Raw genomic sequence first — 12,368 nt, forward strand, 5'->3', positions numbered from 1 at the left:
CAAGCGGGCCGCCGGCCGGATCTCGGGGGACACGGCCGGCGACCCTGCATCCGGCGCCCGGCCGCTCAGCCGACGAGCTTGAGCAGAGACACCAGGCCGAGCGCGATCGTGAGGACGCCCACGGCCCCGCGGATCACCGACTCCGGCAGGCGCTGGACGGTCAGGGTCGCGATCGGCACCGACAGCAGCGCCCCCGCCGCGAGCGGCGTCGCGAGCGACCAGTCGAGCCCGCCGGCGAGGATCAGGAAGGCCGTCAGGCCGACCAGGCAGGTGAAGGCCTCGGCGACCGACGTGATCGCCACGGCATGCTTGGCCGGCATCCCCGAGATCACCTGCCCGGCCGTGACCAGCGGGCCGTAGCCGCCGCCCGAGAGCCCCTTGTTGAAGGCCGCGACCAGGCCGACGATGACGACGTTGATCGGCCGGTACGGGATGCGCCGACGCCGCGTCGCCAACGTGATGACGCCCATCGCGAGCACGATGATCACGATCGCGAGCGAGAACCAGAAGCGCGGAATCGAAACCGCGACCGTCACGGCGACGATCGCCCCGGCAGCGCTCAGCAGGATCAGCAACGCGGCAGTGCGCCGCGCCTGGACATCGCGCAACCAATCGACATTGCCGTCGCGATGATGGAGCACGCCGGCGGCGAGCCCGCTCAAGAGCTCGGAGAAGAGGACCGCCGGCACGATCTGCAGCGGCTCGAAGCCGGCGATCAGGAGCAGCGGCGTCAGGGTCGTGCCGTAACCCATGCCGAGGCTGGAGTCGATGTACTCGCAGAGCAGCGCCCCGAGGAACACGGCCAGGACGGTCAGCGCCGGCTGCCCCTCGAGGAGCCCCGGGATCGGCGTCCAATCGGGCCACACGACATTCAGGCCGAGCAGCAGCACGACCGTCGCGACCATCGCGAGCCACAGATTCAGGCGGCGACGGTGACTGGCGTAGAGGTTTCCAACGTTCAGAACGGCCTCGCGGACCATGATGGGCTCCAGTGGTGAGAGTGAGACGGGACGATCGCAGGATCGTCGTCCCCCGCTCACCAAGCCCCGTGCCACATTGCCCACCCGCCTACATCGAAAGGGAAAAACCGTCACGCGGCAACCGCGCCGGCCATCCTCGCACAACCAAACCGTGCTATATAACGGAAAATCCCGATCATTCGCGAGCATTCCCATCACGGGGCGCCCAGATGGACCGATTCCTGCCGTTGCTGCTGGAGGTCTGGCAGCAGGCCTGTCGCAACATCCGCATCGACACCTCGGCCGAGGCGATCGCCGCCGTCCTGGCGCGGCGCCTGCCGCTCGATCACCTCCTGATCCGCCAGCTCGATCCGGCCCGCACCCAGCTGACGACGCTGGCCTGGACCGGTCAGCACGTGCCGCCGAGCGCCACCGAGGCCGCGCCGCCGCCCACCGCCCCCGCGCCGCTGGCCGCCTGGTGCGCAGCCCGCGCCATCGTCCGCGGCCCGGCCGATGCCCTCGCCCGCCGCCTGCCGGGCCTCCTGCCCCCCGGCCTGCAGGGCGACGTCCTGGCCGGCGGCCTGGTCCTCGACGGCCAGGCGGTCGGCGCGGCCATCCTCGCCGCGGACCGCCCGGGCCGCTTCGCGCCGGAACACGAACCCATGCTCGCGGCGCTACTCGACCCGCTCGCCGTCGCGGTGCAGAACGACCGGTTGATCCGCGAACTCACGGCCCTGCGCGAGGCCGCCGAGGCCGACCGGGCGACGCTCCTCGCGCGACTCGGACGCCAGGACATCACCGACACCATCGTCGGCGCCGACGGCGGGCTGCGCGAGGTCATGCACCGAGTGGAGCTGGTCGCCCGGGCCGACACGCCGGTGCTGATCCTCGGCGAGACAGGCTCGGGCAAGGAGGTCGTGGCCCGCGCCATCCACGGTCGCTCGCCGCGCGCGAGCGGCCCCTTCCTGCGCGTGAACTGCGGCGCCATCGCGCCGGAGCTCGCCGACTCGGAGCTCTTCGGTCACGAGCGCGGCAGCTTCACCGGCGCCGCCGCCCAGCGCAAGGGCTGGTTCGAGCGCGCCGATGGCGGCACCCTGTTCCTCGACGAGATCGGCGAGCTGTCGCCGGCGATCCAGGTGCGGCTGCTGCGCATCCTCCAGGACGGGACCTTCCAGCGGGTCGGCGGCGAACGGCAACTGCGGGTCGATGTGCGCGTCGTCGCGGCCACCCACCGCGACCTGGCGGCCATGGTCGGGGCCGGGCAGTTCCGCGCCGACCTCTGGTATCGCATCAACGTCTTCCCGATCTACCTGCCGGCCCTGCGCGAGCGCCCCCAGGACATCCCGGCGATGGCGACGAGCTTCGCGCTGCGCGCCGCCGCGCGCCTCGGGCTGCCGCCGCGCCTGCCGACACCCGAGGACACGGAGCGGCTTATCGCCTACCCCTGGCCGGGCAACGTCCGCGAACTGGCCGCCGTCATCGAGCGCGCCGCGATCCTCGGCAACGGCCGCGCCCTGGAGATCCCGACGGCCCTCGGCGGCCATGCCGCGACCCCGGCCGCACCGACACCCGATCCCGCCGCAGCGCCCGCCCGGATCCCGACCCAGCGGCCCCAGGAGCACCACGACGAGACCCTCGACGAGGTCGTCCGCCGCCGCATCGAGGCGGCGCTCGCCGACTGCCTCGGCCGCATCGAGGGCCCCTTCGGCGCCGCCCGCCGGCTCGGCATCAACCCCCACACGCTGCGCGCCCGCATGCGCCGGCTGGGGATCGACTGGACCCGGTTCCGCCCGCCGCGTGCGTGACGGGCGGCGACTCCCCGCCAATGCGCCTTGACACGAACTCGAACCGTGTCAAGACTGCCGGTCCATGGCGCCCCGACGGCCCCACCGCGGCCTCGCGCGTCGCCCGATTCCACCATCCTCGATCCGGGAGCTTCAGATGAAAGGCTATGTCGTACAGCTCGAAGAGGCCACGACGACCAACACCGACTACCGCCGGGTCCTCTACACCGGCAAACACAGCCAGCTCGTGCTGATGAGCATCGAACCGGGCGACGAGATCGGCGAGGAGGTCCATCACCTCGATCAATTCATCCGGGTCGAGGCCGGTCAGGCCACCGTGACGCTCGACGGCGTCGCGCACCGCCTGGAAGACGACTGGGCCGTCATCATCCCGGCCGGCACGCGCCACAACGTGGTCAACTCCGGCGACCGCCCGCTCAAGCTCTACTCGGTGTATTCGCCGCCGGAACACAAGGACGGGACCGTGCACCCGACCAAGGCGGACGACGCGGAAGAGCATTTCGATGGCCTGACGACCGAATAGCCGCCGGCCAACGGGCGCAGGGGGCGGTACGCGCCCGGGCGACGCCGCACCCCCGGAGGCGGGAATGCCCGGCGCACCCACACGAGGATCGACCGTCAGGCCTTCAGGGCACCTTGAAAAATTCAAGGTGCCCGCGCGGGGCAAGGATGCCCCGGCATTTTCAGTCGCCTAAACGACTGAAAATGAAGCGAAGCGGAAATCGCATTTTCGCTTCGCGTCTTGAAAAATTGCCCGGATGGCAATTTTTCAAGGTCCCCTTCAGCCACCTCGGGGAGGACCGCCGAACGGGCCAGTCCCGAGAGACCACCTGCGGCGACCTGTTTTCCGCGGAAGCCACTATACTTCGCGGGCAGCGTCGAACGCGGAGGGCTGGCGGGGGGACGATGCGTCGGCGACCCGAACCGACGTGGCCACTCCCTGTCGCCGACGACCGCACGTGCCGCCATGCCTCGAGACGTCCGCCCGGATCGGGAGACCATGATGACCTCGACTCCGACGACCCACGCCCGCGAACAGGCCGGGCCGAACGCCCGGCGGGGCGAGGGAGACTCGGCCACCGAGGACGCCCGCAAGCGAGCGAACTTCACCGCATCGCGCACTGGGGCACCGCACGCCAAGGCACCGGACACCCTGCAGACGGACCAGGGCCGACGGCAGATCGCCGCCTTGGCGAGGCCCCGACGCGACCGCGCCAAGCCCTGACCGAGACGCCTCCAGGGTCATGGAACTGACGGCCTGCCTGATCCTGCCGATCGTTGGCGGCTTCTGGTTCCGATCGACCTGGAACGCGCCCGGTTACCGAGCGCCGCACGCATCCAGGCCATGGACCTGTCCCGCGCCAACCGGTCCGGGGTCACCCGCCCGCCGCGCGCGGCCCTCGCGCACCCCCGCCGCTTCGTGGACCCGCTACCGCCGGCGGCCGTCGCTCGACGCGTGCCACGCCGAGCGCAAGACGAGACCGACCTCGGTCGAATGGCATCCCCCGCTCGTCCTCGCGGCCCAGGAATGATTTGGACATGCCGAAGCAGCCAACCTATGACGATCTGAAGGAACAGATCGATCGCCTGAAAAGGGAGCTGGAAGGCCTGAATGGCAGACTCGAGCGATCGGTCGAGGTCCTCGAGGAGAGCGAGCGACGTTTCGCGACCATCTTCGACGCGTCGCCGGTGCCGACCGCGCTGGCCAGGCTCTCGGACAATCAGTTGGTCGATTTCAATCCGGCCATGATGGAACTGACGGGTTATTCGCGACCCGAGATCGTCGGCAAGTCGGCAAACGCCCTGAACCTGTACGCCGCCCCGGATACCAGACAACGACTGCTCGCCGAGTTGACGGCGAACGACAAGGTCAGCGGCTTCGAATTCCAGATCAGGACCCGGTCGGGGGAGCTTCGGGATCTGTTGTATTCCGGCGTGCTGATCCGCCTGGGCAATCAGCCGCACCTGGTCTCGATGGCCGTCGATATCACCGAGCGGAAGAGGATGGAGGCGGCGCTGATCGCCAGCGAGGAGACGCTGCGCCAACAGAAGGGGCTGCTGGAACGGACGGTACAGGAGCGCACCCAGGCGCTCAAAGAGAGCGAGAGACACTTTCGGCACCTGGCGAGCAGCGTCCCGGCCGCCTTCACGCGGGTCGACAACGCCGGTCGACACACCTTCGTCAACAAGACCTACGCGGCCTGGTGCGGCCTGCCCCCCGGCGAGATCGTCGGCAAGCACCTCCGGGAGGTATTGGGCGAGCGGGGCTGGGAGGTAGTCGAGGACGATGCCGAGGCCGCACTGGCCGGCAAGCGCCGCTCCTACGAGGCGGAGGTGCCCTGGCCCGACGGGGCGACGCGCTGGGTGCGGACCGAATGCGTCCCCGACTTCGATGAATGGGGAAGACAAACGGGCGTGTTCCTGTCGGCAACCGACATCACGGCCACGAAGCAGGCGGAACTCGCGATGCAACGCCTGCTGGAAGAGAACCGACTGCTCTCGGGACGCATCCTCGCGGTCCAGGAGGAGGAACGACGACACCTCGCGCGCGAACTGCACGACGAGATGGGGCAGAATCTGATCGCGCTCATGCTCCAGATCCGCCTCTTTCGCGACGGGCAGGAGGATTGGGAGGAGCGGCTCGCGCAGCTGACGAAGATCGAGCAGGTCACGGGACGGATGGCCGAATCGCTGAAGCAGGTCCTTGAACGGTTGCGGCCCCAGATCCTCGACCAATTGGGCCTCGTGACGGCGATTCGGGATGCCGTCGAGCAGTGGCGATGTCGCCACCGCGATATCGCCTGCGACCTCACGGTCACCGGTTCGTTCGACGCGATCGGCGAAGCCATCGCGATCGCGATCTACCGGATCGTGCAGGAGTGCCTGACCAATATCGAGAAACACGCCGCGGCGAGCCGGGTCGGCATCCAGCTGGAACGGACCCCACAGGGCGTGCGGCTCAGCGTGCGCGACGACGGTCGCGGCATCGACCTCGGCCGGAGCAAGAAGGGGATGGGGATGCTCGGCATGCGCGAGCGCGCCGAGTCCCTCCTGGGCCGATTCGAGGTGCGGAGCAGCCCAGGAGAAGGCGTGATGGTACGCGTGACCATCCCGCTTTTGGGCCCGCTTTCGGGATAGTCCCCTGGCAGCGCACCGTTGGCGGCCGAGGGATGGGATCGGTCACGGGGCCTCGTGGATCGCCATCCGGACGATCGTGGACGATCGGCGCACCCGCTCGAACGGATCGGGCAGGGGCACCGACGGTCGACCTCGCCGGGGCGGGGGAACGCAACGCCGACGCGGCCCTCCAACGAGGCCGCGCGCGCGACGCTCGGCACGGGCATGGTCGGGCGACGGACCTCATGGACCGGCCAGAACGACGAAGGGGCCGCCGGCGCACTGCCGACGACCCCTTCGTTCTGGGTCGGACGCCCTGCATCGAGTTTTGGCGTCCCCACGGGGATTCGAACCCCGGTTGCCGCCGTGAAAGGGCGGTGTCCTAGGCCTCTAGACGATGGGGACAGAATATCGACATCAAAAAAAACCGGTCGCGACGACCGGACTTATCGAAATTGGTGGAGCCAGGCGGGATCGAACCGCCGACCTCAACACTGCCAGTGTTGCGCTCTCCCAGCTGAGCTATGGCCCCGTCGAGTTAGAACGCGCATATTACGCACCGAGAGCGCCGATGTCCAGTCTTTTTTCGCGGCGCGAATGACCCTATAAGCCGTGCCGATCGGCACGCGGCGACGCCGCCTCTCCGGGCGCGTCGCTCCGCGACCGCCTGCCCCTTCCCACGGAGCATCCGATATGAAACGCATCCTGCTGTTCGTCGCAACCAACTTCGCCGTCCTGCTGGTCATCAGCATCGTCTTCAAGCTGCTCGGCCTCGAGGGCCTGCTCCAGGCCAACGGGGTCTATCTCGACTACGGCAGCGTGCTGGTCTACGCCGCCGTGATCGGCTTCTCAGGGTCGCTGATCTCGCTGTTCCTCTCCAAGACGATGGCGAAGCGTGCGATGGGGGTGCAGCTGATCGAGTCGCCCGCGACCCCCTACGAACGCTGGCTCGTCGAGACGGTCGCGCGCCTCGCCCAGGAGGCCGGCGTGGCAATGCCGGAGGTCGGGGTCTTCGAGTCCCCGCAGCCGAACGCCTTCGCGACCGGCTGGAACCGCAACGCCGCCCTGGTCGCCGTCAGCACGGGCCTGACGCAGCAGATGACCCGCGACGAGGTCGAGGCCGTGCTCGGCCACGAGATCAGCCACGTGGCCAATGGCGACATGGTCACGCTGACCCTGATCCAAGGGGTCGTCAACACCTTCGTCGTCTTCCTCTCGACCGTCATCGGCCACGTCGTCGACCGCGTCGTCTTCAAGACCGAACAGGGCCACGGGCCGGCCTATTTCATCGTCTCCATCGTCGCGCAGATCCTGCTCTCGATCCTCGCGACCATGATCGTCATGGGGTTCTCGCGCTATCGGGAATTCCGCGCCGACGCCGGCGGCGCCCGCCTCGCCGGGCGCGAGAAGATGATCGGCGCCCTGCGGGCGCTGCAGCGCCAGTACCAGCCCCAGGACCTCCCGGCCGGCGAGTTCGCCGCGTTCGGCATCTCGGGCAACATCGGCGAGGGCCTCAAGGCCCTGTTCATGAGCCACCCGCCGCTGGAGCGGCGCATCGCCGCGCTGCAAGGGGCCGGGCGCTGAGCGGCGCCGTCCCGCGCACCCGATGCGGGGCTCAGCCCCGCCGCCGATCCGCGCGCACGGCCCCGAGCAGCAGATAGGCGGCCAGCGCGAAGCCGCCGGTGCCGACGATGGTCAGCCCCTGCTCCACCCAGTGGACCGCGACCGTCTTCGGCTCGATCATCGCGATCGGCGGCAGCGCGAACACGACCAACAGGTTCCCGGCGAAGAGGCCCGCCGCGAGCCACTGACGGCGGGCGGCGGCCGCGCGGATCAGCAGGATGCCGACCGCCAGGTTGCCGAGCGTCGTCAGACCCATCAGCGGCAGGAACCAACCGCGGGGGATCTCGAGCCACCCGCTGCGCAGGGCCGCGAGCCCAAAGGCCAGGACGATCGCGGCGAGCGGCCCGAGCCAGGCCCACCGGTAACCGCCGAGGCGGCCGCACTCGCGCCGCCGCGCCGCCCAGAGGCCGCCGGCGACGAGGACGAAGCCCGGCCCGAGCAACGGGAAGAGGGCATTGGCGAGCCAGGCGAGGTCCTGGCCGCTCAGGACGAAGACGAGCTTCCAGGTCGCCTTGGCGAGGCCACCGAGGACGACCAGTACACCGCCGATCCACGCTAGCCAGCGTCGATCGGCGTCGAACGCCTGCACCAGGCGGGCGATGGAGACGAAGGCGAGCGCCGAGAACAGGCTCGGCAGGAAATTGACGAGGGCCAGGGCGAGCGGGAGGTCGGCCATCGAAGACTCCTGAGGCGGCATGGCAGAGGCAAGGCGCGGCTGACGCGGCGATTGTACCGGGACCCGCGCCTGGCCGCGGCCAGGGCGCTGCGCATTGTTTGCATGGATGTGCCCGATACTCGCGGCCAGGAGATGCGCCCATGACCTTTTCGATCCGCACCAAGCTCTTTCTGATCTTCTTGGTCGCCAGCGTCCTGGTGGCGACATCGATGCTCGGCTTCATGCACTGGTCCTTCCGCCAGGGGCTGACGGAGCTGGCCGAGACCCGCCAGCGCGACTATCTCGAAGAGGTCGCCCGGCGTCTCGCCGAGGTCTATCGCCGCGACGGCGGCTGGGATGCATTGCGCCGCGACAAGCGGCTCTGGGTCGCGATCCTCAAGGGTCGGCGCCACGGGCCGCCCGATGAACCGCCGGCGCCCCCGGGCGAGCGACGGCGCCCCCCGGCCCACCCGTCGCTCGATGGACACGCACACCGAGGCCGCCTGGCGGCCGACCCAGACGACCTCGGCATCTGGCCACCGGACGCGGCCCTGCGTCCGCTGCCCCCCGGCGCCCCACCGCCGCCGCTGGGGATGCGGCTGATGCTCATCGACGCCGACGACGGGATCGTCTGGGGCCGTCCCGCCCTGCTCGCCGAGACCCGGCGCTACCCGATCCGGGTCGACGGCGAGACGGTCGGCAGGCTGGCATTGCTGCCTGGCCCCATCATCTCGGAGTTCGAGGAGTTTCGCTTCCTGAAACGCCAGACGGAGGCGCTGCTCGTCATCGCCGCCGGGATGATCGCGCTCTCCGCCATGCTCGCGCTGGTCCTCGCCCGCCGCCTGACCCACCGGCTGTTCGCCTTTCAATCGGCCGCCCGGCAGCTCGCGGCCGGCGACTATGGCGCGCGGGTGACGGCCGCAGGCCACGACGAACTCGGGCGCCTCGGCGCCGACATCAATGCCCTGGCCGAGGCCCTGGAGCTCAACGAGCAGGCGCGCCGTCAGTGGGTCGCCGACATCTCCCACGAGCTGCGCACGCCGCTCGCGCTGCTGCGCGCCGAGCTCGAGGCCCTGCAGGACGGGGTGCGCCCGCTCGACCGCGACGCGATCGACTCGCTGCTCACCGACACGCTGCGACTCGGGCGGCTCGTCGACGACCTCTACGAGCTGTCGATGACAGATCTCGGCGCGCTCAGCTACCGCAAGGAACCCGTCGAGCCGGGCGCGATCATCGAGGCCGATGTGGAATCCTTTACCACCCGGTACGCAGCGGCCGGCCTGACACTGCACCTCGAGCGCCGCCTGGGCGCACCGGTCACGATGCTGGCCGACCCCCACCGTCTGTCGCAGCTGGTTCGCAACCTGTTGCAGAACAGCCTCCAGTACACGGATCCTGGCGGTGGTCTGACCGTCACCCTGCAGCGCGACGCGCAGGCGCTGATCTGCGACTTCGAAGACACGGCCCCCGGCGTCCCGGGCGAGGCGCTCGCCCACCTGTTCGACCGGCTCTACCGCGTCGACGCCTCGCGCAGCCGCCACACCGGCGGGGCCGGCCTGGGACTTGCGATCTGCCAGAATATCGTCGCGGCCCACGGCGGCACGATCCGCGCCCGGCCCGCCCGCGGCGGGGGCCTGTGGATCCGGATCCGCCTGCCGCTGCGCGGCTGACCCGCGCGCCCCCTGTCAACGCACGGACAGACCATGAGCGACACCATCCTGATCGTCGAAGACGAACAACGCCTGGCCCGGCTCCTCGCCGACTACCTCGAGGCCGCCGGCTACGCCACCGCCCACCTGGCCGACGGCGCCGAGGTCGTCGCACGGGTCCGCACCGACGAGCCGGCGCTGATCCTGCTCGACCTGATGCTGCCGGGCACCGACGGCCTGACCATCTGCCGCGAGGTCCGCGCCTTCAGCACCGTGCCCATCATCATGGCCACGGCGCGCGTCGAGGAGATCGACCGGCTGCTGGGTCTGGATCTCGGCGCCGACGACTACATCTGCAAGCCCTACAGCCCGCGCGAGGTCGTCGCACGGGTCAAGGCCGTGCTGCGCCGCGCGGGCAACGGTGCGGCCTCCCCGGGCGAGGGGCCGCTCGCGCTCGACGAGACGACGCTGCGGGTGCGCGCCGGCCGGCGCGAGGTCGAGCTGACCGCGGTCGAGTTCGCGCTGCTCGCGGCACTGCATGGCGCCCCGGGACGCATCTTCAGCCGCGACCGCCTGATGGACCGCATCTATCGAGACCACCGCGTCGTCTCCGACCGGACCATCGACAGTCATGTGAAGAAGCTCCGCCGCAAACTCGCCGAGATCCTCCCCGAGCAGGACCTGATCCATTCGGTCTACGGCGTCGGTTACCGCTACGAGGTACGACCGCCGGCCTGAACGCACCATGACATGTCAGGCCAGGACATCGAACGGCCTTGTGATCGACCCGCGCAATGACTATGCTGAGCGGCGCATCCGTCGATCGCAGGTCGGCGCGACCCGCGCGCTCGGCCATCGAGGGCGCGATCGGTGATGCCTCATTGTTTCACGCCACAATGCACCGTATCGCATTAAGGGGAGATAACGATATGAAACGACTGATGATTACGCTCGCCGCCACGACCCTGTTCGCGTCGGCAGCCTTCGCCGAGGAGCAGGCCGCAACGGAAGAGCAGGCCGCTGCGCCGGCCGAGGCCGCGGCCGTCAGTGATGCCGAGATGTACCCGAACGGCAAGGGCGCGGACTACACCAAGCCGAACTGGGGCGTCGAGAACATCATCGACCAGATCGATGGCAACCACAGCCTCGGGCCGAAGAAGCCGGACGACTACGGCTACAACTGAGAAGGCCCCAAGGGCGTCCCGTCGCGCGGGCGGATCGGCCGCCAGGCGGGACCCCTGACCGCCCGGGCACCCTCGGCGCCCGGCCCGATACCGCTCAGATCGGCGGCGCCGAGGGCGGGCAGGATCCTCGCCGGAGACCGCCCGACACCCCCGCGGCAAGACCTCTGACCCCGGTGCGCGAACGACCGACGGGCACGGAGGTCGGGACCGGCGTGACCGCTACGTCCCTTCACCCCAGCTCGATCCGCCCACCGCTGTCGGGATCGAAGAGCTGAACCGCCGCGGCGTCGATCCCGAGCGCCAACGCCTCCCCTTCGCGCACGCGACAGTCGCTCCCCAGGCGCGCCACCAGGCGCCGCCGATCGTGCTCGCCCGGCAGCCCCAACTCCTCGGCCAGGGCGCCGAGCCGCGCGCCATGCGGCGCCGCGACGTCGAAATGGACGAAGAGGTCCGCGCCGAGCCACTCGACGAGTTCGACCTGGGCGCGGAACCTCGCCCCCTCCCCGACGGTCGACGCGACCCGAAAGTGCTCGGGCCGGATGCCGGCGATCACCTCGCACGCCCCTGACCCACCGCGCGGCCCACCGGGCAGCGCCAGTTCCAACATCGGCAGCCGCAGGCGGTCGCCCGCGAGCGTCGCCGGCAACAGGTTCATCGCCGGCGCGCCGATGAAGCCGGCGACGAACAGGTTCGCCGGGTCCTGGTAGAGGTCGCGCGGCGTGCCGACCTGCTGGATGGCGCCGCGGCGCAGCACCGCGATCCGCTCGCCGAGCGTCAACGCCTCGGTCTGGTCGTGGGTGACATAGACGGTCGTCGTGCCGAGGCGCCGCTGGAGCCGGCCGAGCTCGGTGCGCATCTGCACCCGCAGCTTCGCATCCAGGTTCGAGAGCGGCTCATCGAGCAGGAAGGCGGCCGGCTGGCGCACGATCGCCCGACCCATCGCGACGCGCTGGCGCTGCCCGCCCGAGAGGGCCGCCGGCCTGCGCCCGAGCAGCTCGGTGAGCTCCAGGATCGCCGCCGCCTCCTCGACCCGCGCCGCGATCTCGGTCGCGGGGAGCCGCGCGAGCTTGAGCGGGAAGGCCATGTTCTCGCGCACCGTCATGTGCGGATAGATGGCATAGCTCTGAAAGACCATCGCCATGTTGCGGTCCTTCGGATCCTTCCCGGTGACGACCTCGCCGGCGACCCGCACCTCGCCAGCGCTCGGGCGCTCGAGGCCGACGATGATCTTCAGCAGCGTCGACTTGCCGCACCCCGACGGCCCGACCAGGACGAAGAACTCGCCGTCGCGGATCCTCAGGTCCGTCGGTTGCAGCGCCTGCGTGCCATCGGCGAAGCGCTTGGCGATCCCCTCGAGGACGATCTCGGCCATCGGC

11 protein-coding genes and 2 tRNA genes are annotated in these 12,368 nt (G+C 70.1%); 8 read left to right on the forward strand and 5 right to left on the reverse strand.

Annotated features, from left to right (window positions below; all coding sequences use genetic code 11):
* Positions 1-65 precede the first annotated feature (65 nt).
* Positions 66-980, reverse strand: coding sequence for a sulfite exporter TauE/SafE family protein (locus CKO41_RS02240; RefSeq protein ID WP_200251374.1), 915 nt, complete (start codon positions 978-980; stop codon positions 66-68).
* A 209-nt stretch (positions 981-1,189) separates the two neighbouring features.
* Here CKO41_RS02240 and CKO41_RS02245 point away from each other — a divergent pair, with 209 nt between their 5' ends.
* The 4 genes from CKO41_RS02245 to CKO41_RS02260 all read left to right on the forward strand — a co-directional run bounded on the left by CKO41_RS02245 (position 1,190) and on the right by CKO41_RS02260 (position 5,902).
* A complete protein-coding gene (locus CKO41_RS02245; RefSeq protein WP_200381115.1) occupies positions 1,190-2,764 on the forward strand; it encodes a sigma-54 interaction domain-containing protein in 1,575 nt (524 codons plus the stop codon).
* A 136-nt stretch (positions 2,765-2,900) separates the two neighbouring features.
* A complete protein-coding gene (locus tag CKO41_RS02250) occupies positions 2,901-3,287 on the forward strand; it encodes a cupin domain-containing protein (protein WP_200254910.1) in 387 nt (128 codons plus the stop codon).
* A gap of 477 nt (positions 3,288-3,764) precedes the next feature.
* The gene (locus CKO41_RS02255) at positions 3,765-3,989 is read left to right on the forward strand and encodes a hypothetical protein (protein WP_200254908.1); all 225 of its coding nucleotides are present in this window, start codon (positions 3,765-3,767) and stop codon (positions 3,987-3,989) included.
* A 314-nt stretch (positions 3,990-4,303) separates the two neighbouring features.
* Positions 4,304-5,902 (forward strand): PAS domain S-box protein, encoded by a 1,599-nt coding sequence (locus tag CKO41_RS02260; RefSeq protein ID WP_200254906.1) that lies wholly within the window; start codon positions 4,304-4,306, stop codon positions 5,900-5,902.
* A gap of 308 nt (positions 5,903-6,210) precedes the next feature.
* Here CKO41_RS02260 and CKO41_RS02265 read toward each other — a convergent pair.
* Both CKO41_RS02265 and CKO41_RS02270 read right to left on the reverse strand, forming a co-directional pair.
* A tRNA-Glu gene (locus CKO41_RS02265) sits at positions 6,211-6,286 on the reverse strand.
* Positions 6,287-6,337: 51 nt separating this feature from the next.
* Positions 6,338-6,413 (reverse strand) — tRNA-Ala (locus tag CKO41_RS02270).
* Positions 6,414-6,574: 161 nt separating this feature from the next.
* On the opposite strand from CKO41_RS02270, the gene htpX reads away from it, so the two are divergent.
* Positions 6,575-7,465, forward strand: coding sequence for a protease HtpX (htpX, locus tag CKO41_RS02275; protein ID WP_200381116.1), 891 nt, complete (start codon positions 6,575-6,577; stop codon positions 7,463-7,465).
* Between the two features lie 31 nt (positions 7,466-7,496).
* On the opposite strand, the gene CKO41_RS02280 is transcribed toward htpX, so the two are convergent.
* A complete protein-coding gene (locus CKO41_RS02280) occupies positions 7,497-8,180 on the reverse strand; it encodes a hypothetical protein (RefSeq protein WP_200381117.1) in 684 nt (227 codons plus the stop codon).
* A 140-nt stretch (positions 8,181-8,320) separates the two neighbouring features.
* On the opposite strand from CKO41_RS02280, the gene CKO41_RS02285 reads away from it, so the two are divergent.
* Genes CKO41_RS02285 through CKO41_RS02295 form a run of 3 tightly spaced genes read left to right on the forward strand, consistent with a single transcriptional unit; the run spans position 8,321 to position 10,992 of the window.
* Positions 8,321-9,829: an ATP-binding protein gene (locus CKO41_RS02285; RefSeq protein ID WP_200381118.1), complete on the forward strand. Its 1,509-nt coding sequence runs from the start codon at positions 8,321-8,323 to the stop codon at positions 9,827-9,829.
* Between the two features lie 33 nt (positions 9,830-9,862).
* Positions 9,863-10,546, forward strand: a complete 684-nt coding sequence (locus tag CKO41_RS02290; RefSeq protein WP_200381119.1) for a response regulator — start codon at positions 9,863-9,865, stop codon at positions 10,544-10,546.
* Between the two features lie 56 nt (positions 10,547-10,602).
* Positions 10,603-10,992 carry a hypothetical protein gene (locus CKO41_RS02295; protein WP_200253109.1) on the forward strand — a complete coding sequence of 130 codons (390 nt, stop codon included), beginning with the start codon at positions 10,603-10,605 and terminating at the stop codon, positions 10,990-10,992.
* Between the two features lie 229 nt (positions 10,993-11,221).
* On the opposite strand, the gene CKO41_RS02300 is transcribed toward CKO41_RS02295, so the two are convergent.
* Positions 11,222-12,364: an ABC transporter ATP-binding protein gene (locus tag CKO41_RS02300; RefSeq protein ID WP_200381120.1), complete on the reverse strand. Its 1,143-nt coding sequence runs from the start codon at positions 12,362-12,364 to the stop codon at positions 11,222-11,224.
* Between the last annotated feature and the right edge of the window lie 4 nt (positions 12,365-12,368).

Source organism: Thiococcus pfennigii, assembly GCF_016583835.1.
Lineage (GTDB): Bacteria > Pseudomonadota > Gammaproteobacteria > Chromatiales > Chromatiaceae > Thiococcus > Thiococcus pfennigii.